This is a genomic window from Parabacteroides sp. AF17-28, from assembly GCF_003479205.1.
GTDB lineage: Bacteria > Bacteroidota > Bacteroidia > Bacteroidales > Tannerellaceae > Parabacteroides > Parabacteroides acidifaciens.
The window spans coordinates 137,108-159,724 of the sequence record NZ_QUGV01000006.1 but is presented as its reverse complement, the minus strand read 5'-3'; the positions used below and the strand labels follow the sequence as shown (position 1 = coordinate 159,724).

General features: G+C 45.2%; 16 protein-coding genes. 10 read left to right on the top strand and 6 right to left on the bottom strand.

Annotated features, from left to right (window positions below; translation table 11 throughout):
- Positions 1 to 161: 161 nt before the first annotated feature.
- The 10 genes from DWW90_RS06255 to DWW90_RS06210 all read left to right on the top strand — a co-directional run bounded on the left by DWW90_RS06255 (position 162) and on the right by DWW90_RS06210 (position 16,177).
- Complete coding sequence (locus tag DWW90_RS06255; RefSeq protein ID WP_122344371.1) at positions 162 to 797, top strand: SagB/ThcOx family dehydrogenase; 636 nt, start codon at positions 162 to 164, stop codon at positions 795 to 797.
- 307 nt (positions 798 to 1,104) lie between these two features.
- Positions 1,105 to 1,677 carry an RNA polymerase sigma-70 factor gene (locus DWW90_RS06250; protein ID WP_122344370.1) on the top strand — a complete coding sequence of 191 codons (573 nt, stop codon included), beginning with the start codon at positions 1,105 to 1,107 and terminating at the stop codon, positions 1,675 to 1,677.
- 764 nt (positions 1,678 to 2,441) lie between these two features.
- Positions 2,442 to 3,371 (top strand): FecR family protein, encoded by a 930-nt coding sequence (locus tag DWW90_RS06245; protein ID WP_115501120.1) that lies wholly within the window; start codon positions 2,442 to 2,444, stop codon positions 3,369 to 3,371.
- Between the two features lie 117 nt (positions 3,372 to 3,488).
- Entirely contained in the window at positions 3,489 to 6,872 is a 3,384-nt protein-coding gene (locus DWW90_RS06240) for a TonB-dependent receptor (protein WP_122332492.1), read from the top strand.
- An 11-nt stretch (positions 6,873 to 6,883) separates the two neighbouring features.
- Positions 6,884 to 8,731: a RagB/SusD family nutrient uptake outer membrane protein gene (locus tag DWW90_RS06235; protein WP_122344369.1), complete on the top strand. Its 1,848-nt coding sequence runs from the start codon at positions 6,884 to 6,886 to the stop codon at positions 8,729 to 8,731.
- A 46-nt stretch (positions 8,732 to 8,777) separates the two neighbouring features.
- Positions 8,778 to 9,449 (top strand): DUF3823 domain-containing protein, encoded by a 672-nt coding sequence (locus DWW90_RS06230; RefSeq protein WP_122332494.1) that lies wholly within the window; start codon positions 8,778 to 8,780, stop codon positions 9,447 to 9,449.
- A 63-nt stretch (positions 9,450 to 9,512) separates the two neighbouring features.
- Positions 9,513 to 10,652: a glycoside hydrolase family 130 protein gene (locus DWW90_RS06225; protein WP_122344368.1), complete on the top strand. Its 1,140-nt coding sequence runs from the start codon at positions 9,513 to 9,515 to the stop codon at positions 10,650 to 10,652.
- Between the two features lie 11 nt (positions 10,653 to 10,663).
- Positions 10,664 to 13,357, top strand: coding sequence for a sugar-binding domain-containing protein (locus tag DWW90_RS06220; protein WP_122344367.1), 2,694 nt, complete (start codon positions 10,664 to 10,666; stop codon positions 13,355 to 13,357).
- 592 nt (positions 13,358 to 13,949) lie between these two features.
- Positions 13,950 to 15,041: a metallophosphoesterase gene (locus DWW90_RS06215; protein ID WP_122344366.1), complete on the top strand. Its 1,092-nt coding sequence runs from the start codon at positions 13,950 to 13,952 to the stop codon at positions 15,039 to 15,041.
- 8 nt (positions 15,042 to 15,049) lie between these two features.
- Positions 15,050 to 16,177 carry a metallophosphoesterase gene (locus DWW90_RS06210; protein ID WP_122344365.1) on the top strand — a complete coding sequence of 376 codons (1,128 nt, stop codon included), beginning with the start codon at positions 15,050 to 15,052 and terminating at the stop codon, positions 16,175 to 16,177.
- 15 nt (positions 16,178 to 16,192) lie between these two features.
- Here the strand turns inward: DWW90_RS06210 and murI are convergent, their stop codons facing one another.
- From murI to DWW90_RS06180, 6 genes are all read right to left on the bottom strand, one after another.
- Positions 16,193 to 17,026 carry a glutamate racemase gene (gene murI / locus DWW90_RS06205; RefSeq protein WP_122344364.1) on the bottom strand — a complete coding sequence of 278 codons (834 nt, stop codon included), beginning with the start codon at positions 17,024 to 17,026 and terminating at the stop codon, positions 16,193 to 16,195.
- 96 nt (positions 17,027 to 17,122) lie between these two features.
- The gene (locus tag DWW90_RS06200; protein WP_115501111.1) at positions 17,123 to 17,620 is read right to left on the bottom strand and encodes an OmpH family outer membrane protein; all 498 of its coding nucleotides are present in this window, start codon (positions 17,618 to 17,620) and stop codon (positions 17,123 to 17,125) included.
- 71 nt (positions 17,621 to 17,691) lie between these two features.
- Complete coding sequence (locus DWW90_RS06195) at positions 17,692 to 18,207, bottom strand: OmpH family outer membrane protein (protein ID WP_115501110.1); 516 nt, start codon at positions 18,205 to 18,207, stop codon at positions 17,692 to 17,694.
- A gap of 214 nt (positions 18,208 to 18,421) precedes the next feature.
- Positions 18,422 to 21,115 carry an outer membrane protein assembly factor gene (locus tag DWW90_RS06190; protein WP_122344363.1) on the bottom strand — a complete coding sequence of 898 codons (2,694 nt, stop codon included), beginning with the start codon at positions 21,113 to 21,115 and terminating at the stop codon, positions 18,422 to 18,424.
- Between the two features lie 14 nt (positions 21,116 to 21,129).
- On the bottom strand, positions 21,130 to 21,873 hold the full coding sequence (locus DWW90_RS06185; protein WP_122344362.1) for an isoprenyl transferase: 744 nt from the start codon (positions 21,871 to 21,873) through the stop codon (positions 21,130 to 21,132).
- Positions 21,874 to 21,890: 17 nt separating this feature from the next.
- A complete protein-coding gene (locus DWW90_RS06180) occupies positions 21,891 to 22,610 on the bottom strand; it encodes a DUF6089 family protein (RefSeq protein WP_115501107.1) in 720 nt (239 codons plus the stop codon).
- Between the last annotated feature and the right edge of the window lie 7 nt (positions 22,611 to 22,617).

The window sequence follows — 22,617 nt, the reverse complement described above, 5'->3', positions numbered from 1 at the left end:
ATTATCGATTTAAACAAATTAAAAACAGTTGCAAATGTAACTTTATCTACGAACCACTCGTACTTTTACGCTTTAAAGAATTGTAAAAGATGTATTTTGGTGTTCGATTCTTGCGAATTTCACTTATTTTTGTAGAAACCATTAATAAAAAGAACAAGTTTATGAGAAAATTATTATTCACAATTGCAGCATCACTGCTGCTTGTCACCATGTATGCACAAAATATGAAAGCAGTTAAATTAAACACGCCGGACAAAGCCCGGGGAACATCTGTCATGAAAGCATTATCCGATCGTCACTCCGACCGCGAATTTGCAGTTAAAGAACTCAGCCTACAGGATTTATCCGATTTATTATGGGCGGCAAACGGTATCAACCGTCCGGACGGCAAACGTACGGCTCCTTCTGCCCTGAACAAACAGGATATCGATGTCTATGTTATCATGAAAGAGGGCGCTTACCTGTATGATGCCAAAGATAACAGCCTTCAACCTGTTGCGGCAGGCGATCACCGTGCAGCGGTCGCAGGCGGACAAGATTTTGTCAAATCAGCCCCGGTCAGCCTGGTTCTGGTATCCGACCTTTCCCGTTTCGGCAGCGTAACAGATCAGGTAAAACTGATGGCAGCAGTCGATGCAGGCACAGTTTGCCAGAATATCAACATCTTCTGTGCAGCCACCGGGTTAGCAACTGTCCCGCGTGCCTCTATGGACCAAGCGGCATTAAAACAAATCCTAAAATTAACTGAAAGTCAATTACCGATTATGAACAATCCGGTAGGGTACCCGAAGAAGTAATCCGCAAATCGTAAAGCGGTTGAAAAACAGCTTATACAGTCATCATAAAAAAAGCCATAGTTCTAAGAGAACTATGGCCACATATTCATATCTGAATGATAATCAGCGAATTATTTCAGTCGTCAATATAGAGGTAAAATGCTTACAAAATTGGAATAACAATAATTTTTTGTTTCTTTATCGCCTAAAGTGCTTCATTGTCGCTAAATAATCAATTTTTGATAGCTTATTTAAGCTATTTGAGAATAAATTCATACATTTGAAGTCCATAGTTCTCTTAGGACTATACCCATTCTAACAGTATATCATGGATGAGAATACAGACATAAAATTATTCAATAACATTTTTATCACTCACCGTGAACGCTATATTCGGTTTGCCTATTCTTATACATATAATCGTGAAGCAGCAGAAGACTTGGTTACCGAAAGCCTGATATATTATTGGGAAAACCGGAACCGATTACAAGATGTCAAAGATATTCCTTTATATATATTAGTCACTCTAAAAAACAAATGCCTGGACTATCTTCAACGCGAACGCACCTGGAACAATATTGCAGAAAATTTATTATCCAACAAAGAATGGGAGTTACAGATGCGTATCTCCAGTTTGGAAGCATGCGAACCGGAAACATTACTTAGCAATGAAATACAAGATCTTATTAACCAAGCCCTTGCCAAGTTACCGGAAAAATCCAGCCGGATATTCATCATGAGCCGCTACGAAGGAAAAAACTACCAAACAATTGCTCAGGAAACCAATCTTTCCGTGAAAAGCGTCGAGTTCCATATCAGTAAGGCGCTAAATGTATTACGCAAAGAACTAAAAGACTACCTCCCCTACCTCCTGCTCCTCTTTGATTTCTTCTATGAATGATTGTTTGGAGTGGTTCAGTTTTTCTTGCAAGTAAATCTTTTCTTACCAAATACTCCCTCCTATAACTTTCAATTTTCAACTCTTAACTTTCAACTATCCTGGGGGACTTATTGTATAAAACGTATTTTTCTGTTCCGAAAGACATCCGAAACAAAACAAATGTTAATCCGCTTTTTTGACCTCAAAAAGGGACTTTTCCCGCTTTTTTGAACGTTTCCAACAATTACGACCGTCCTCTTTGCCATTACGACCGTGCTAATGTGTAGTGCACTCGGCAGCTCGCGAAGATTAGCACGGTCGTAATGGCGATTTGGACGGTCGTAATTGGAAAGAGGACCGTCTAAAGGGCAAAAAAGCACCTGAATTTCCTTGGGATATTCGGAACGCCGTCCGTTTTGTTTTCAAATATTCGATTCTCCGGGAGTTAAGGTTTATCACTTTGTCGGCGTTTCCGGTTTCCGGCAATCTAATTGCACGGTTTTTCAGACTGCCTGCGCACCACACTCCATCTGTTGTCAGTAAAGAAGATTAAAACCGTGAAAAGAGTCAATCCAAAATCGATCAAGATTTCGGACGAAATAGAAAAACGGTCAAAAAGGGGGTTATTGTAATATTTTTTTTTGCAGAAGGTCCAGTTTTTCTTCTCATTGGCATATTGGCACACTCTCTCATTGGCACATTATTTTATAGATATTAAAAAAAATCATTCATTCCTTTAGGGTATTTCCTTTCCCGTTCGCCCTTAATAACAGAAACGGAAAAAAATGGAACAAAAGTTACTACATAAAATGTTTGGCGGACAGGCTACAGATAAGGAACTGACCGTGATCCGCCAATGGGTGAGTGAATCGGCTGAAAACAGAAAGCTATTCTATAAGGAACGTACACTATTTGACGCACTTCAGCTGAACGATTTGCAAACAACAAAAAAACAGGCCCGCAAACGATCCGTCTCCCTCTGGAAATGGACAGGAGGTGTTGCAGCCGCTATCATGGCTCTGTTCCTGTTATATAATGTACCGGTGCTGTTAAATAAGAACACCCGGCAGGAAATAGCACTCAACACGATAAAAGTACCTGCCGGACAACGGGTTGAACTGACTCTGGCAGACGGAACCCATATCTGGCTCAACGCCCGGTCCGAGTTCTCCTATCCGGCTTCGTTCAATGGCGACCGGAGAGAAGTACACCTAAAAGGGGAAGCTTTTTTTGACGTGGCAAAAAACAAAAACAAAAAGTTTATTGTCAATACCGGACGTTGCGAAGTTGAAGTATTAGGGACGCAGTTTAATGTAGAAGCTTACAGTGAAAATGAATTCACGACCTCCCTCATCCGGGGAAGTGTAAAAGTCACCGACAAATCCCAACCAAACGAATCAGTTGTGTTAGAACCAAATAATGCAGTCAGGCTAAGTAATGGCAAGCTGACTGTCACTCCCATCACCGACTTCAATCCCTACACTTGGAAGGAGGGACTTATCACGTTTAAGGATATCAAATTCAAGGATCTGATGAAGGAACTCGAAAAGAATTACGGCATCCGCATCATTATCGACAATCACAAGCTCGATAATTATGCCTGCAGTGGAAAGTTCCGCATATCCGACGGGATTGAAGAGGTGTTGAGAGCCTTGCAACAAGATGCTCATTTCACATTTGAGCGAGAAAATAAAAATGAAATTCGTATTCAATAAATTATATAAAATCAATAATAGCCTATGAGTAGTTAAGAATCAGAAGTGAAGGGCAAATTATGTCCAATGTGAAAAACGAAGTATTAATCTAATATCATTTATCAAACTATCACAAATATGAAAAAAAGAATCATTTGTGTATCTCGTATTTTGAAGATGACATCCCTGTTTTTCCTTTCCTGCGCCATGTGCGTACAGGCGGAAACAGTAAGCTCGCAGAGCATACGTGTCACTCTCAACAAAAACAACGTCCGGCTGGAAAACATCCTGAATGACATTGAAAGCCAGACTAATTTACTGTTCATTTACAACAAGAACGTAAATGTTAACCGAAAAGTCTCAGTGAAAGCCGAAAATACTTCTTTACAGGAAGTATTGCAAAACCTGTTTGACAACAATGTCTCTTTCAAAATCGAAGGATCGTACATTGTCCTCTCACCGGCCGGAACGACTGGAAGCCCACAACAAGCAAAACACACGGTAAAGGGTGTAGTAGAAGATGAATTAGGTCCTATTGCCGGTGCCAATGTTGTAGAAAAAGGCACTACAAACGGAACGATTACCGATATGAACGGTAATTTCTCATTGGACGTAGCTCCCAATGCAGTGTTGGTTGTTTCATACATCGGCTATAAAGACCAAGAGTTACCGGTGAACAACAAAACTACAATTAACGTAAAATTAGCTGAAGATTCACAAGCGTTGGATGAAGTTGTCGTTGTCGGCTACGGCGTCCAGAAACGTGCATCCGTAACAGGATCAGTGGCTTCACTGCAATCGAAAGACATTGCCTCTGTCAAAACACCGAACGTTAGTAATGCTCTTGCCGGTAAGCTTCCGGGACTTCGTGCCGTACAGAGAAGCGGTGCTCCGGGTGACGACGATGCAAGCATCGATATTCGTGGTTACGGTAATGCATTGGTAATCGTCGACGGTGTGGAACGTGATTTTAAGCAGATCGACGCAAACGATATCGAGTCGATCAGTATTTTGAAGGATGCTTCTGCAGCCGTTTACGGTTTCAAGGGAGCGAACGGTGTAATCCTTGTCACGACAAAAAAAGGTGAATTGGGTAAACCGAAAATCACTTACAACGGATATGTCGGCATACAGAACATCACCCGTTATCCGGAGTATTATAACGGATACGAATATGCGACCTTGTACAACGAGGCACAGCAAAACATCGGTATCCCGGCTCCTTATTCGGATGACGACCTGGCAAAGTTTAAACAAGGTATCGGGACAACCGACTGGTATGACGAAGTGATCCGTAAAACGGCTCCGACAACCTACCACAACCTGAGTGTTTCCGGTGGTGCTGAAAAAGTAAAATACTTCTTCTCATTAGGTTTGACAGACCAGGAAGGTATTTACAAATCTAAAGCGTTCAACTTCAAGAAGTACAACGTTCGTTCCAATATCAGTGCTGAAATCGTAAAAGGTTTCACCGTTGACCTGCAATTGAGCGGACGTCTGGACACACGTATGAAACCGTACGAAGCTGAACCGCTAAGTCGTAGTATCCAGATGGCAAAACCGGTATTTCCTATCTATGCAAACGGAAATCCGGATTATTGGTCTAACCCGGGCGATAAAGGAAACCCAGTCCATCTATCCGACATAGACAATGTAGGTTACGACAGACGGGACCGCCGCGAGTTTAACGGGTCTATCGCCTTGAACTGGGAACTGCCTTGGGTAAAAGGTTTATCTGCAAAGGCCTTATTCTCATACGACTATAACAACAAGTACAGCCGCAAATGGTATAAAGAATATTATGAATATACCTACGATGCGATCAACGATGTATATAATGCGTCCGGTAGCCATACCATTTCGGAGTTGACAACTCAGAATGACAACTATTTCAGACCGAACGGGCAAATATCATTGAATTACCATAACTCATTCGGTAAACATGATATCGGAGCATTGGCTTTATGGGAATTCTACAATGACCGTACAGACATATTAAGTGCATACCGCCAATTCACGGTGGGCGCCATCGACCAAATCGATGCCGGAGACAAGACGAACATGAACAATGGCGGTACAGCCCGTGTTTCATCCCATGCCGGTTTAGTCGGCCGTGTCAACTACGCATACGACAATAAGTACCTGGCAGAAGTAAGTTTCCGTTACGATGGTTCTTACAAATTTGCACCGGATAACCGTTGGGGATTCTTCCCGGCTGTATCTTTGGGATGGCGTGTTTCCGAAGAAGCGTTCTTCAAGGAAGCGTTACCGATGGTCGACAACTTCAAGATCAGAGGATCATACGGTAAAGTCGGTGACGAAGGTGTGACCGGATACACTGATGATGATGAAAAAGACGGCAAATACAGAGCTTACCAATATTTGCAAGGTTACCGCTATCCATCCGGAAACTATGTTCTGGGTTCAGGCGGATTGACAAACGGGGCGAAAGACAGAGGTATGCCTAACCTGGATCTGACCTGGTATGAATCCAAGACTGCCAACGTCGGATTCGAAGCATCCATTCTTTCGGGCTTGATCAATGTCGAATTTGATTATTTCGTTCGTAAACGTTCCGGCCTTTTGACAAAGCGCCAGCTCACATTGCCGACAACATTCGGCCAGGAACTTCCGGTTGAAAACCTGAACTCGGACAAAAACCAGGGATTTGAAGTTGTAATCGGGCACCGTCATAAAATAGGTGACTTTACCTATGATGTAAAGGGGAACTTCTCTACTACCCGTATTTATAACGAACATGTAGAACGTGCTGCTTCCGCCAACATGTATGATGACTGGAGAAATAACAGCAATGACCGTTATAAAGACATCCAGTGGGGTAAAGTTTGTGTCGGGCAGTTCCAGAGTTATGAAGAGATCCTGAACTCACCGATCCAGGATAACAATGGTAATAAATCATTGATGCCGGGTGACTTGAAGTTTGAAGACTGGAACCACGACGGTATCATCGACGGAAAAGACGACCAGCCGATCGGACACGGAAATACTCCCCGTATCTATTACGGCTTGAACCTGTATGGAGAATATAAAGGTTTCGATGTAACCCTCTTCTTCCAGGGTGGAGCAGGACATGAAGTATTCACATCCGGTGACTTTATGTCTCCGTTTATCCAGCAAGGTCTTGGTAACGGTAGCACAATTTGGTTGGACCGTTGGCATAGAGAAGATCCGTCGGATATGTTCAGCGAATGGATCCCGGGCTTTATGCCGGCACTTCGCCCGACCGGTTTCTCTTCCAATTCCGGAAACAACACCTGGACAAAGCAGAAAGCGAACTATTTGCGTCTGAAGACTGTCGAGATCGGTTACACCTTCCCGAAAAGATGGATGCAAAGAGCCGGGATCGAAAAATTGCGCGTATATGTGAACAGCTTCAATACGGCGACTTTTACCGGTCGTACCGGCATGATGAAGTATATGGACCCGGAAAACAAAGAAGGTATGTTCCGTTACTATCCTCAAATGAAAACATTTAATTTCGGTGTTAATCTAACATTCTAAAAGAAGAAACAATGAATACAACAATTATAAGAAACATTGGATGCGGATTACTTTTGTTAGGAGCGACAGCTTGTGCTGACTATCTTGAAAAAGAGGCTTTCGACATCATCACTCCTGAACAGGTTTGGAAAGATCCTAAATTGATCAACGGCGTAATGGTAAACCTGTACGACAACATGAACCTGGAAGATTTCAATTACTGGCAGCGTGACGCATGGCGTCTGCAAAACGCCTCTTCCATGTCTGACGAAGCACAGGGTTCTTTCCAGAAAGACCCGATGTTCGATAATGGGAATGCGACATACACGTATGAAGATGCCCTGTTTGAACAGAAATTCTCCGATCGTTATAAATTCATACGAAACTGCAACGACTTTATCAGCCAGTTGGAAGAAGCGACGTCATTATCCGATTCAGAAAAGAAGTTACTTTTGGCAGAATCCCGCTTCATTCGTGCTTTCCATTATTTCACAATGGTAAAACGTTATGGCGGTGTTCCTCTGATCACAGAACCGCAGGTGTATGATCCGAATAACCTGGAGGCATTAATGGTTCCGCGCGACAAGGAAGTGGATATCTACAACTTCATTGTGAAAGAAAGCCAGGAAGCCGCACAGGATCTTCCCGAAACAAGAGGTGCTGATGCTAAATACCGTGCCAATAAATATGTAGCGTTGGCATTGTGTTCGCGTGCAGCCTTATATGCTGGTTCAATCGCCCGTTACGGGACGGTACAGCTGGATGGCCTCGTAGGAATCCCTTCTTCCGAAGCAGACCGCTTTTTCCAAATATCTTACGATGCTTCCAAAGCGATCATCAATTCCGGCCAATATACATTGTACAACAAAAAGCCGGATAACAAAGCGCAGAACTATTGCGATATGTTCCTGAAAGGCAATGGAGACAACGGAGAATATATTTTCCAGAAACAGTATAATGTTGCCGGTGGCAAAGGACATGACTGGGACAAACGTAACGCACCGTTCTCTTATCGTGCAGGTGGTTGGGGTTGCGGTATCGCTCCGACCTTAGAAATGGTTGAAACTTACGAATATATAGATGGTTCCGAAGGTACATTGAAACTGGAAGAAAATGGCAAACCGGTCCGTTATGACAAGCCTTATGATGTCTTTACGAACAAAGATCCCCGCCTCTTCGCCTCTGTTTATATGCCAGGTTCACCCTGCCAGACTACCGAGATCGAATGGATGAGAGGTATTATCGTTTCCGATAACGAAAGATATCCGGCAACAAGCCAGCCTGACGGCGGTAACACAGTAGAAGTTAACGGTGTAACATACAGCACATCCGGAAAAGACGGTGGCGCTGATGCAGGTGACGCTTCCAAAACAGGCTTCTATCAGAAGAAATTCTGGGACGAAACGTTGACTGATATGAACATGGGTAAATCAGAAACTCCCTGGCCGGTTTTCCGTTTAGGAGAATTTTACCTAAATTTGGCGGAAGCTGCGATGGAGCTGAACAATTCTTCGGAAGCGCTGGAAGCTGTCAACAAAATCCGCGAACGTGCCGGTATCGCCTTATTGTCAAGCATCAATATGGAAAAGGTACGCCACGAACGCAGAGTGGAATTGGCATTCGAAGGTCATCGTTTCTGGGATATGAAACGCTGGAGAATTGCTCATCTGGATGCAAAGCAAGGCGGATTGAATGGATTCAGAGGTACTGCCCTGTATCCTTGGCGTGATATTCGTGACGATAAATATGTATTTGAAAGAGGTTATAATTCACCCAAGCAATTGCGTATTTTCCTTGAAAAGAACTATTATACCAAGATTAATCAGGACGATATGAATTCAAATCCGAATCTGATTCAGAATCCGGGCTTTACTAATTAATCATCTAAATTAGAAATTTGATATGAAAAAGATAAGTTTATTATTGATGGCCGTTTGCTCATTATGCTTCACAAGCTGTTTGAGTGATCTGGATAATTATGATGCTCCAAACGGAGGTATCAAAGGAAAAATCCTGGATGCAGAGACCAACGAACCGATACCACTGCCGGTTCAGGGTTCTACCGGCGTTATTATTAATATGTTCGAGCAGAATACGGATGCGACACAGTCTGTCGATTTCTATGCAAAGCTGGATGGGACATATGAAAACTCAAAGCTGTTCAACTGCGATTATAAGATTATCGTAAACGGTCCGTTCGTTTCTCCGTGCGAAGAGTTTATCACGGTAAAAGGACAGACAACCCTGGATCTGAAGGCAACGCCTTATGCCAGAATCACAGCTTCGGCACAGGCTTCCGGCAAAAAGATCACCATCACTTACAAGGTGACTCCGACCAACAGCAGCTTTAACGTATCCGAAGTGTACGGCTACTGGAACTTTGCACCGGGTGTCGATAACGGAAGTGCAAACCAGGCCGGCAAGCAAACGGTCAGCGGAAACGAAGGTACTATCGTCTTCGATCTGGAGAACGATAAGAATTATCAGGACAATCTGTACAAGATACAGGGAAATGGTAATAAAATATATGTGCGCGTCGGTGCCAAGACCGAAAATGCGATCAACTATAGTACCATCATCGAAACAACTGTACAATAAATAACCTAAGGCACAGATATCCGGTTTTAACCGGATGTTTGTGCCCTTTTTATTCTTTAGAACATGAAAAGAAGTATCTTACTCATCAGTCTGGCAGTTTTACCTCTACTCGGGTACAGCCAAAATGATTTACCGGACTGGGCTTTAGGCGGGTTTGTCAGACCTGAAAAAGTCAATCCGATTATCACACCGAACCCGGCAAGCCAATTCGATTGCCCCATGCAGGGTAAAAAAATGAACTGGGAAGAAAGTGATGTGTTTAACCCGGCAGCAACCGTCAAGGACGGCAAGATCTATGTCCTTTACCGGGCGGAAGACAATTCGGCCACAGGTATCGGAAAAAGGACTTCCCGCATCGGCCTGGCTGAGTCTAAAGACGGCATTCATGTACAACGCCGGAAAACGCCAGTCATGTATCCGGATAATGATAATGCGAAAGAATTCGAATGGCCGGGAGGATGTGAAGATCCGCGCGTCACGATGACGGAAGACGGCCTGTATGTGATGGCTTATACTGCCTGGAACCGGAAAGTGCCGCGCCTGTGCATCGCCACATCCCGCGATCTGGTCAAATGGGAAAAACACGGACCGGCTTTTGCAAAAGCCTACAACGGACGTTTCAAAGACATGGCCTGCAAATCCGGCTCGATGGTAACACAAATAAAGGACGGCAAGCAGGTATTAGCTAAAATAAACGGGAAATATTTCATGTATTGGGGAGAACATATGGTCGCAGCAGCTACTTCAGACGACCTTGTGAACTGGACTCCGATATTGGACGAGAAGAACGAACTGGCAGCCGTCATCAGACCACGTCCGCAGTTCTTCGACAGCGCCCTGACGGAATGCGGCCCTCCCGCAGTCCTGACAGACAAAGGCATCCTGTTGCTTTACAACGGTAAAAACCAGAATAACGACAGCAAGCGCGACAAACGTTTCACGGCAGGCGCTTATTGTGCCGGCCAGATACTGACAGATCCGAAAGAACCGATGAAAGTGCTGCAACGCCTTGACGTCCCTTTCTTCCGTCCGATGGAGTCGTTTGAAAAGAGCGGGCAGTATGTCGACGGGACAGTCTTTATCGAAGGTTTGGTCTTTTTTAAAAACAAATGGTATCTCTATTACGGATGTGCAGACTCACAGGTGAGCGTAGCCGTTTATGACCCGGCAAAGAAAACACCAGGAGATCCGATTCCGAATTAAATAAGTAAATCATGAAAAGCATTATTACAGGAATATTCTTACTTCTGTCTGTCTGCTTTGTGCAGGCTCAGACACCCAATTATTATCGCAGTCCGGAAAAAATCTATCTGGACTCGAAAGACGGACATAACGGAGGCTTCAACTGGCAGATGTATAAAGCCGGAGAAGCCAAAGATCCGGCGGAGAAAATCTCACAACCGGGTTACCAGACCGGAGATTGGATGCCGGCAATCGTGCCCGGTACGGTACTGAACTCGCTCGTCCACAACAAGGTTTATCCGGAGCCCTATTACGGGATGAACAACAAACTGGATCAGAACATCATCCCGGACCTGGCAAAGGCCGGACGCGATTTCTACACCTATTGGTTCCGGACAGAGTTCGACGTACCGGAAAGTTACAAGGACAAAATCGTATGGCTCCAGGTTGACGGCATCAACTACCGCGCCGAGATTTGGGTGAACGGTTATCTGCTCGGCAATATGTCCGGAATGTTCAAACCGGACTATATCAACATCACCGACTTCGCCCGTATCGGGGGCAAGAACGCACTGGCTATCAAAGTCTATCCGGTCGATATGCCGGGTACGATCAAGCCGAAACGCTGGGGAGCCGTCGGCGAATTCCACAACGGTGGAGACGGGAACATCGGACTGAACACCACCATGCTGATGAGTGTGGGCTGGGACTTCACGTTCAACGACGGTATCCGCGACCGCAACACCGGTATCTGGAAAAATATCAGCCTCTACGCCACAGACAAAGCGGTTCTCCGTCATCCGTTTATCAAATCGGCTCTGGCAAAACCGGGATATGACCTGGCAAAGGAAACAGTCAGTGTAGAGGTTGTGAACCCGACGCAAGGGAATGTCAAATGCACTGTCAAAGGTGAAATCGCCGGTGAAAACATCACATTCAGCAAAGAATTGAATCTGTTCAGAGGCGAGACACAGACTGTCAGTTTCACTCCCGAAGAGTTCCCGCAGCTTACGATCAAGAATCCCCGCCTGTGGTGGCCGCTCTTCAAAGGGAATCCGGAACTGTATGAACTGAAGCTGACCGTAACCGTAGACGGAAAGGTTTCCGACGAGACAAAAACACGTTTCGGTATCCGCGAAATCACTTCCGACCAGAACACGCCGGATAAATCCCGCCAGTTCTATGTCAACGGAAAGAAACTGTTCATCCGGGGAACCAACTGGATTCCGGAAGGCATGCTTCGCACTTCGGACGAACGGACGTATGCAGAACTCCGCTACACGAAACAATCGGGTGTCAACCTGATCCGTATGTGGGGCGGCGGTATTGCCGAATCGGACTATTTCTTCCAGCTCTGCGACGAAATGGGACTGCTTGTCTGGCAGGAATTCTGGATGACAGGCGACACCAAACATCCGCAAGATAAAGATTTATACCTGAGCAATGTGGAAGCAACCGTCAAACGCCTGCGCAATCATCCTTCGCTGGCCTACTATGTTTCCTCGAACGAAAGTACGGAAATGCCGGGAGCGAAAGACATGATTATGGCACTGGACGGCACACGTGGCTACCAGATGCAGTCGGAATGTGACGGCGTGCACGACGGCAGCCCATACAAACAGGTTAATCCGATGCAGCATTACGAAAACACCGCCTCGGAACGCGGCAGCCGTGTCGACGGGTTCAACCCGGAATATGGCGCACCGACGATCCCGACTGTCGAAACCCTTCGGGAAGTGATGGACGAAAAGGATCTCTGGCCGATCAACAAGGAGGTCTGGGACTATCATGACGGCGGCGGCTTCCACCTGATGTCGACCATGTACACCGACTTGACCAATAACTACGGCGCTTCCTCTTCCATTGAAGAGTTTGCGACTAAAGGGCAGTTCGTTGGTGCCATGAACTCCAAATCGATCTGGGAAGTATGGAACTATAACAAGTTAGGATATGGCGACCGCTATGCATCCGGACTCTTGTTCTGGTATCATAACTGTCCCATAAGCCAGGTCTGCGCCCGTATGTGGGACTATTCGCTTGAGCCGACAGCATCGCTTTACCATACACAGAATGCACTGGAACCGCTTCATGCGCAATTCGATTATCTGAAAAATACGGTTTCTGTCTGCAACGACTACTACCAGGCTTTCAAGAATTATAAGGTCACAGCTGAAGTGTATGACCTCAACAGCAAGAAAGTATGGAATAAGTCGCAGGTTATCGACATACCGGAAGACGGTGTTGTAAACGACGTTTTCACGATCGACTTCCCGCAGAACATCACACAGGTTCATTTCATCAAACTACGCCTGTATAATGAAAAAGGTAAGGAAGTGGCGAACACCTTCTACTGGCGTTCCAACGACAAGTATGAAGGCCGTAAGACACTGACCGGCCCGACTTCATCCGGTTTCGAGGATTTGTCGAAGCTGAAACAAGTCCAGCTGAAAACGACTTACAAGGCTTATCAGGAAGCTGACCGGCACTTTATAAAAGCAGAAATAAAGAATACCTCTTCGACGATCGCATTCTTTACTCAGCTTCAATTGCTGGATCAGAATAAAAAGCCGGTACGCCCCAGTTTCTACACCGATAACTTCTTCTCGCTCTTGCCGGGAGAAAGCCAAACGGTCATCATCGAAACGGCAACGGCCGATATGCCTTCAGAACCGCTCTTCGTCGTGAAGGGCTGGAATGTTAAGGCGGCGACTTACAAATGTAAATGATGATTTATCTGTTACTTTTGGCTTGACCCAAAAGTAACCAAAAAGTCAAGGCTTAACCGGCCGGGCTACTCCGGGTAAAGGCTACGCTGTCGCCTGCGAAACTCGCTTCGCTCAGACAGCGCAGGCTCCGGGCGCTTCGCCTTTACCCTCCGCTTTACGCCCGTCCGCTTAGGCCTTTCTTAGAAAGCTCCGCTTTCTCTTGGGATGGCCGATACCGCCTGCTCTTATGCGGCCCCGTGTCAAGCACAGGGACAAGGATGATTCCCCCGTTCCCGCACTCGATGCGGGATCGCATAGGAACTGTCGGTATCACAATCCTCAACAGAGCCGCCAGGCTCTACTTCCGGCCTAAGCTGGTGAGCGTAAAGCGCAGAGACCGCAGGGAGCGACAGGAGCGTCTGCTGTAGGGGTCGTTCGCGAACGACCCTTACGACGCGACAGCGAACGAAGGGAACGGAGTAGCGAAGCAGGTTCGGCCTTGATCTTTTGGTTACTTTTGGATCAAGTCAAAAGTAACAGCTTACATTTTTTTAAATCCCCACTTGTCTTATAACTTAAATTGTTTCCGTACTTTTGCCGAAAATTTACAACTATGCCGACATTTTTCGTTGTCCTCATTAGTATTTATCTTGCTGGAAACTTATATATATTCAGAAGAGGGGCGCAGGCTTTGGTAGCTCAGCCTTTCGGTGTTAAAGTTTTGCTGGCCATACTTTTTTGGTGTGGGGCACTGTCTTTCTTCGGCAGTTTCCTGGCCCGGAATGTAAAACTTCCGGTTGTCCTGGCCCATACATCACACGAAATCGGAACCGGCTGGCTGGTCTTCACGCTTTACATGGTGTTGTTCCTAATGGTATTCGACATATTCCGGCTTTTCAACTTCCCGTGCAAATACGGGTTCTATATTTCCTTTTTCCTGACACTTAGCCTGTTAAGCTACGGATATTATAATTATCAACATCCGAAAACAGAAGTTATCAACATGGTTATCAACAAGCGACCGGTTAATAACGAACAACCGTTGAGAGTGGTTTCCGTCAGCGATATCCACTTGGGCTACGGGACAGACAAGGAAGAACTAAAACGATATGTCGGGATGATCAATGAACAGAAACCGGACTTGATCTTAATCGGGGGTGACTTGATCGACAACAGCGTCGTACCTCTGTATGAAGAGAAGATGATGGAAGAGCTGGCAGAGCTGAAAGCCCCGCTGGGCATTTATATGGTACCGGGCAATCACGAATATATCAGCGGCATACGGAAAAGCGTACAGTTCATAAAAGAGACACCGATCCGCCTGTTGCAAGACGAAGTCGTGACGTTGCCCAACGGCGTACAAATAGTCGGACGTGACGACCGCAGCAACAAATCCCGGTTATCCCTTCAAGAGTTGACGAAGAACATTGACCCGGCAAAACCTGTTATTCTTTTAGATCATCAACCATACAACCTGTCGGAAACAGAAAACGCCGGCGTCGATCTCCAGTTCAGCGGACATACGCATCGCGGACAGATATGGCCGATCAGCCTGATCACCGATCACATATTCGAACAGAGTCATGGTTACCGCCAATGGGGAAACAGTCATATTTATGTTTCCTCCGGACTGTCGCTTTGGGGGCCTCCTTTCCGGATCGGCACCGATAGTGAGCTGGTCGTATTCGACATTACCTGCAAATAGTTTGCTAAATGAGAGTTTTTATTCAATCGATAGTTGCACAGATATTACTGAATCCCTACATCTTCTGGAGAGGGTATCAGGCTATTCCGCCTAAAAAGAGCTGGCGGATTCCTTACATCTTGCTTTTTGTCCTTGAATTATCACTCTTCTTCTTCGGATTTGCATTCCGCAATGTACTGCCGGACCAGACCATGATCACGATCCAGTATATTTGCAACACTTGGTATATTGCTTCCCTCTACATCACTCTTTCCCTGCTGCTGTTGGAAGTGCTCCGGCTTAGCAACCGCTTTTTCCACTGGTTTCCCGGCTGGATCACGAGTCACTGGAAGCAAACGAAGCTGACTCTGTTTTTTGTAATTATCGCATTTGTCACCGGATTGATGTTCCATGCCTATCATGTCGTAACCCGGCCGATAGTCAAAAACGTATATATCACCCTTCCAAAAGGGAACAGTGATCGCGACAGCATGAAGATTGTCATGATGAGCGACCTGCATATCGGGGAGGTTATCGGGAAAAAACTGGTACAACGCTATGTGAAGATGAGCAACGAACAGCATCCCGATATGGTCGTCCTGGTTGGAGACATTATGGATTACGAGTCGCGTTTTGCCGAAAAAGCCCATATAGAGGACGATTTAAAGCAGTTAAAAGCTCCGTTGGGGGTCTACATCGTTTATGGGAATCACGAATACCGTGCCAACCGTATGGCCAAATACCGCTGGTTGAAGAAAACGGGAGCAACGCTTCTGATCGATTCTGTCGCCAGTCCGGATTCTTCATTCTACCTGATCGGACGCGATGACTATATCAATAAAAAAAGAAAGCCGCTGCACGCGCTAATGGCCGGACTCAATACGACTAAACCGATCATCGTGTTGGATCACCAGCCCTGGTCGTTTGCCGAGATGGCGATGAACGGTGTGGATTTAGGTTTGCACGGACATACGCACAACGGCCAGCTATGGCCTTATCCGCTCTTGATGAAGCTGATCTACGAATGCCCGTACGGTTACCATAAAAAAGGGCCGACGCAGTTTTACGTCTCTTCCGGCATCGGGATAGCCGGACCGCCTTATCGGGTCGGGACTGTTTCGGAAATGGTTGTCCTGCATATCAAGTTTGCTCAATAACCATCCCCCACCCACTCAATCGATCGAGATCTGTTCCACCTCTACCGAATGACTGAGAAAGACAGAGGCGGCATCTGAAAACTTAGCGGCGGATTCGGTTGTCAGAAAGCGGCATTGTCCTTGCTTCGTCAACCGTGCGTCCATTTCGGGATGGCGGCGCAGATAGTCCTTCAGGCTCGCAGCCACATATTCGCCTTGTGCAAACAGGGTAATACCAGAGGGCAGGAAAGCACGGATCTTATTCATCAGCAAAGGATAGTGAGTACAGCCCAAAACCAGCGTATCGATCTCCGGATCGACATGCAGGATATGTTCGAGGTGTTTCCTGACGAAGTAATCGGCTCCCAGTGAATCAAACTCGTTATTCTCGACCAGCGGCACCCACATCGGACAGGCTTCTCCCGTTACCGTGATATGCGGAAACATCTTCTCTATTTCCATGGAATATGAACCGGAAGAAATCGTCCCATTCGTTCCTAAAATGCCGATATGTTTACTTGTGCTAATCTGATCTATCAGCTCCACCGTAGGCCGTATGACACCCAAGACACGACGGTCCGGGTCCCACAGCGGCAAGTCTTTCTGCTGGATCGTACGCAATGCCTTTGCCGATGCGGTGTTGCAAGCCAATATTACAAGCTGGCAGCCTTCATCGAATAGCTTTTCTACCGCTTGCCGCGTGAAGCGGTAGACGACCTCAAACGAACGCGGTCCGTATGGCGTACGGGCATTATCTCCCAGATAGATGTAATCATATCCGGGCATTGCTTCCCGAATCTTGTCGAAAATGGTAAGCCCTCCGTAACCGGAGTCGAAAATACCTATTGGGCCTGGAGCTGATGAAAACATGGAAGGTATTGTGAATTATAAATTATGAATTATAAGAGACAACAAAGGATGCCTTTCATAGAGAGGCATCCTTTGTTATGTATCGTAGCTATTTAATTAGTTAATACCTAACTTAGCTTTTACAAACTGAGTTGCATCGATAGCAGAGTTTCCGCTGAAAAGCACAATCTGCGGATCCAGAATATAGGTATATCCTTTTTCAGCCCCGACCGCATCAATTGCTTTTTTCAGTTTTTCCTGAATCGGAGCAAACAATTCACCCTGCTGCTTCTGATAATCCTGCTGTGAGATCTGAACGAAGTTCTGAGTACGCTGTTGCATATCTTCCAATTCCTGCATTCTTCTCATCTTGATATTTTCTGTCAATGAATCTTGCTGGGCTATAAAATCAGCATACTTCTTATTGTATTCCTCATTCATAACTTGCATTTCATTCTTATATTTTGCTTCTAAGTCAGTCATTTTTTTCTGCATATCAGCAAATTCCGGCATAGCCTGGATCACTTCCTGTGTATTTACAACAGCGATCTTAGATTCTTGAGCGAAAAGACTCAAGGGGAGCATCATCAACAAAAAAATAATCAGTTTCTTCATTTTCCTATAAAATATTACTTGTTATTAATCATATTCACATTTACGTCTTTAAAGCGCACAAATGTAAGCATTTATTTTGAATATCCTAATTTTATCAGGACTTCATTGCTTATATCGATCTTCGGAGAAGCAAAAATGATATTCATCGACGAAGCACGGTCCATCACCATCTGATATCCTTTGTCTTCGGATATCTCCTTGACGGCATTATAGATTTCATCCTGTATCGGCTTCATCAGACTTTCACGTTTCTTATACAGTTCGCCTTCCGGACCGAAATATTTGCGTTTCAAATCCTGAGCTTCCTGTTCTTTCTTGACAATATCTTCTTCCCGTTTCGACTTCATCTCGGCAGAGAGAAAGACAAGATCACTCTGATAAGTCTTGTACATATTCTGCGCTTCCTGCTGAATCGCATCCACTTCGTTCTGCCATTTCTTGGAGACTTGGCTCAACTGCTCATTTGTCATTTCATAAGCCGGAATGTTTTTCAGGATATATTCCATATCTATTAAAGCAAACTTTTGTGCGTGTCCCGCAAATGTGCAAAGGAACAACAAACAGCTTAAGGCAATAATCTTTTTCATACACATGTCATTTATAGTTTTACCTTCTGACTGCAAAGATAAAAGAATTGAGTATTGAGAATTGAAAATTGAAAATTAATAAGAGACAATTAACAATTTAACAGACTTGAAAAACAAAAGAGGAAAAGCCCAAATACAAGAAAAGGCAACCGGATTCAACCCCGCTTGCCTTTTCTTATTAACTTTCAACTCTCAACTTTCAACTTTTAACTCTTTAAAATTCCTGTCCGATAATAAAGTGGAAGTTGCTACCGCCTCTCTGAGAACTTCCGTCAGGACGATCGAAACCGTAAGCCCAGTCAATACCCATCAAACCGATCATCGGGAGGAAGATACGAACACCGACACCGGCAGAACGTTTCAACTGGAACGGATTGAAGTCTTTCAGGTCAACCCATGCATTACCGGCTTCCACGAAGACCAGACCATAGATCGTTGACGACGGTTCCAACAGGAACGGATAGCGCAACTCCATCGACAGACGTGAATAAGCATAACCGTAAGAGTTATATCCGCCATTACCGGCAATACTACCGTTTTCATAACCTCTCAAACCGATCGTTTCGGTTGCATACGTACTGGAGTAACCGCTCATACCGTCACCACCCATATAGAAGGTTTCAAACGGAGATTTCTTATACTTGTTGTAAGACCCTAAGAAACCATATTCAACACGTGACATCAATACCGGCGTACGTTTCACTGTCAACGGAGCCAACGGAGAGAATATCTTCGCTTTGAATTTCCATTTATGATACTCGATCATGCGGAACTTGGCTTCATCCTGATCGCTCATATTCTTATAATCCTTGCCATCCCACAATGACCAAGGCGGAGTTGCCGCTACCGAGAACATGAACTGAGAACCTTTACGTGTGTACAGCGGGTTGTCGATAGAATTACGCTGCAAGTTCAGTTCCAAGTTGATGTTATGGCAATTTCCATTATTTACAAGGAAGTAATCCCAGTCTTTCATCATATACAACTGATAGTTCAATGTAGCCATAAACTGGAAGTAGTCATCCGGCCAGTTCAAACGTTTACCGTAACCGGCAGAAAGTCCGAACATCATAATCGACTTATCCGGGTCGTATGCCAACTCGTAGTTGCCATAATTATAGCCATAACCATAACCGCCGTAACCGTAACCACCATATCCGCCATATCCTCCGTAGTAAGGATAACCACCGTAGCCACCGTAACCACCATAACCACTATTATTACTCAGATAATTACTACTGATATCGGTCTGTTTGGAGAAATAAGCACTTACAGACAAGGTATTCGGGCGTTTACCTCCAAACCAGGGATCCATGAATGAAATACTATAGGCCTGATAGTAACGTCCGTTGGTCTGACCGCTCAGTGTCAGCGTCTGTCCTTCACCCTGCGGGATGATACCTTTATAAGTACTTGGATTCAGCAGGTTCTTCATGGAGAAGTTCGTAAACTTCAAACTCAGTTTACCGATCACACCCGTTTGTCCCCAACCAGCAGAGAACTCGATTTGGTCGTTTGCTTTGGATACCAAGTTATATTGGATATCCACCGTTCCATTGTCAGGATCAGGCAGTGGCTGCGGTACCAGGTTTTCCGGGTCGAAGTGTCCCATCTGTGCAATTTCACGGGTTGAACGCATCAAGTCATCACGGCTGAACAACATACCCGGTTTCGTACGAAGCTCACGGCGAACGATATCTTCATACAAGCGGTCGTTACCATTGATGATAACGCGGTTGATAGTTGCCTGCGGTCCTTCCTGGATACGGATTTCCAAAGAAATAGAGTCGTTATCGACATCCACTTCCACCGGATCGGCGCCAAAGAAGATATAACCGTTGTTATAATACAGGTTAGAAACGGCATCATCGTCCGTAGTCAACCGTTCATTCAGTTTTTTCTGGTTATAAACATCTCCCCGTTTCATACCCAATATATAATTCAACTGTTCCGCCGGGTACTTGGTATTACCGACAAAAGATATATCTTTCAGATAATACTTGTCACCTTCTTCAACCTTCAGGAATATATCTACACGTTTATCATTGTAGTTCACAACGCTGTCTTCCACCAGAACGGCGTCACGATATCCCTTTTCGTTATATTTCTCGATAATGTGTTTTTTATCGTTTTCGTATTCTTCCGACGTAAACTTCTTAGTGCTGAAGGCTTCCAGGATACTGCTCTTCCAGTCATTGTAAAGACTGAACTTTTCGTTCGTCTTCTTCATCGCCTTCTTCAAGTCGCGGTCAGACAAAGCACTGTTTCCTTCAAAATGAATCTGGTGGATCTTAGTCTTTTCGTTCTTATCGATATTGATATCAACGATAACTTCACCTTCATGTGCCAAGTCGTCCTTCTGAACAATTTCGACTTCCACATTCTTAAAACCTTTTCCATCAAAGAATTTCTTGATCAGGGTGGTAGCACGGTCGATCACGTTCGGCGTTATCTGATAGCCCTTACGCAATCCCAGACGGGCGTCCAGATCTTCGCGTTCCCCCTTCTTGATACCGTGATAGTTCACTTGTGAAACACGCGGACGTTGCTTCAACTGGATTTCCAACCAGATTTTATTATCATCGGTAATCTTAGTCGCCAAGATTTTCACGTCGGAAAACAAACCGTGTTTCCAGAAACGCTTTACTGCTGTTGTGATTTCGCTTCCTCCGGGAACAGTGATCTCATCACCCTTCGACAAGCCGGAAAAACCGATTAACACAAAATCATCATAATTCTTAATCCCCGTCACCCGAATACTATCGATGATATACTTCTTGGGAGGTGACGAATAAGAAATGACCGGCACATCTGCCGGTTCTTCAACCTTGGTAGTGTCAGTTTCCTGAGCGAATGCCCCGCAGGCAAATCCCAGAAAAATAAAAAACAGCACTATTCTTTTGTACATATAACAGCTATTGTTTATAAGATTAATTGCTCACTTGTCTTACCGAAACGCCGTTCGCGCTGCTGGTAATACAATATAGCTCCATACAACTCTTCTTCTCTAAAATCCGGCCAATACACATCGGTAAAAAAGAATTCGGCGTACGACAACTGCCAAAGCAGGAAGTTGCTGACGCGTTGTTCCCCTCCGGTACGGATCAACAGATCCGGATCGGGTATACCTTTAGTAGTCAGGTGTTCCGAGACGACAGCCTCGGTTATATCGTTGGGGTTTATTTTCTTCTCAACAGCATCTTGCGCCAGACGTCTCACTGCTTCGGTAATTTCCCAACGGGCCGAATAGCTTAAAGCCAATATAAGCGTAGTGCCTGTATTGGCCGAAGTCTGTGCAATGCAGTCCAGCAAGGTGGCATGTGCATCTGCCGGCAGGCGGTCCAGATTGCCGATTGCCATCAACCGGACATTATTTTTCATCAAGTCGGGAGTTTCTCGGTGAATAGCCGAAACCAACAGGCTCATCAAGGCCTGGACTTCCGCCTCGGGACGATTCCAGTTTTCCGTCGAAAACGTGTACATCGTCAGATATTTCAAACCCACCGTCGTAGCAGCCTCCACGACTTTACGAACAGAGACAACGCCCTCCTGATGCCCAAAGCTGCGGTCTTTTCCCTTTGCTTTGGCCCAGCGTCCGTTGCCGTCCATAATAATCGCCACATGCTGCGGCAAGCGTTCTTTGTCTATTTGTTCAATCAACGACATAGTGTCTTCATCTGTAACTACTGTATATTATCTATATTCTTTGCATTGTTACAGGTTTTACAACGAGGGCCGAAGTCCCAGGTTACAGTAAACAATAAAAAAGAATACCAATCTTTATTCTTTAAAAAACTACCTTTCATATGGTAGGGATCATCCAGAAACGCATTGTTATCGTCCGTCACGTCCAGGCCGTCGCCAAACAACTTACGGAACGAGAACTCACATCCTAAGTTGAGCCTTTCTTTAATCTTATACTTTGCACCGACGCCCAACGGTATGTTTGGACCTGCAAAAGTCTTCCCGCTACCCGGTGCCACCGTTACGCCCAATCCCATAAAAATATAAGGAGTGAAACGTTTTGCATTCGCATAAGCGAACTTATCGCTGTACGGAAAGAAGTTAAATTCCATCTGTCCGCCCAACTCTATCAGGCTACGGCTGAAAGAAGCCTGTGCATTATCCGGAAAAACATTTTTCTGTCCTTCCGTCGTACCCGAGACCTGCCCCCACATCATATTGGCCTTAAACGCCCATCTGAAATTGGCATTATAGCGAAAGACGGCTCCGAATGCAGGGTTCAGCCCCTTAAAGAAAGCATTCTTATTGACGTCGCCCATATAAAAGGCCCCGCCGGCCATCCCGCCGATCTCGTATTTATATTCTTGTGCGTGAAGCCCGGTCAAACAACCGGTCAAAAGGACTAATATGAATATACGCTGAAAGAAAGTTGAAGTCATAATACGT

Excerpts from the sequence above, each read along its gene's own strand:
- DWW90_RS06240 (WP_122332492.1), top strand. The coding sequence starts at position 3,489 with ATGAAAAAAAGAATCATTTGTGTATCTCGTATTTTGAAGATGACATCC.
- DWW90_RS06215 (WP_122344366.1), top strand. The coding sequence starts at position 13,950 with ATGCCGACATTTTTCGTTGTCCTCATTAGTATTTATCTTGCTGGAAAC.
- DWW90_RS06195 (WP_115501110.1), bottom strand. The coding sequence starts at position 18,207 with ATGAAAAAGATTATTGCCTTAAGCTGTTTGTTGTTCCTTTGCACATTT.
- DWW90_RS06255 (WP_122344371.1), top strand. The coding sequence starts at position 162 with ATGAGAAAATTATTATTCACAATTGCAGCATCACTGCTGCTTGTCACC.
- DWW90_RS06245 (WP_115501120.1), top strand. The coding sequence starts at position 2,442 with ATGGAACAAAAGTTACTACATAAAATGTTTGGCGGACAGGCTACAGAT.
- DWW90_RS06225 (WP_122344368.1), top strand. The coding sequence starts at position 9,513 with ATGAAAAGAAGTATCTTACTCATCAGTCTGGCAGTTTTACCTCTACTC.
- DWW90_RS06230 (WP_122332494.1), top strand. The coding sequence starts at position 8,778 with ATGGCCGTTTGCTCATTATGCTTCACAAGCTGTTTGAGTGATCTGGAT.
- murI (WP_122344364.1), bottom strand. The coding sequence starts at position 17,026 with ATGTTTTCATCAGCTCCAGGCCCAATAGGTATTTTCGACTCCGGTTAC.
- DWW90_RS06190 (WP_122344363.1), bottom strand. The coding sequence starts at position 21,115 with ATGTACAAAAGAATAGTGCTGTTTTTTATTTTTCTGGGATTTGCCTGC.
- DWW90_RS06210 (WP_122344365.1), top strand. The coding sequence starts at position 15,050 with ATGAGAGTTTTTATTCAATCGATAGTTGCACAGATATTACTGAATCCC.
- DWW90_RS06180 (WP_115501107.1), bottom strand. The coding sequence starts at position 22,610 with ATGACTTCAACTTTCTTTCAGCGTATATTCATATTAGTCCTTTTGACC.
- DWW90_RS06200 (WP_115501111.1), bottom strand. The coding sequence starts at position 17,620 with ATGAAGAAACTGATTATTTTTTTGTTGATGATGCTCCCCTTGAGTCTT.
- DWW90_RS06235 (WP_122344369.1), top strand. The coding sequence starts at position 6,884 with ATGAATACAACAATTATAAGAAACATTGGATGCGGATTACTTTTGTTA.
- DWW90_RS06220 (WP_122344367.1), top strand. The coding sequence starts at position 10,664 with ATGAAAAGCATTATTACAGGAATATTCTTACTTCTGTCTGTCTGCTTT.
- DWW90_RS06250 (WP_122344370.1), top strand. The coding sequence starts at position 1,105 with ATGGATGAGAATACAGACATAAAATTATTCAATAACATTTTTATCACT.
- DWW90_RS06185 (WP_122344362.1), bottom strand. The coding sequence starts at position 21,873 with ATGTCGTTGATTGAACAAATAGACAAAGAACGCTTGCCGCAGCATGTG.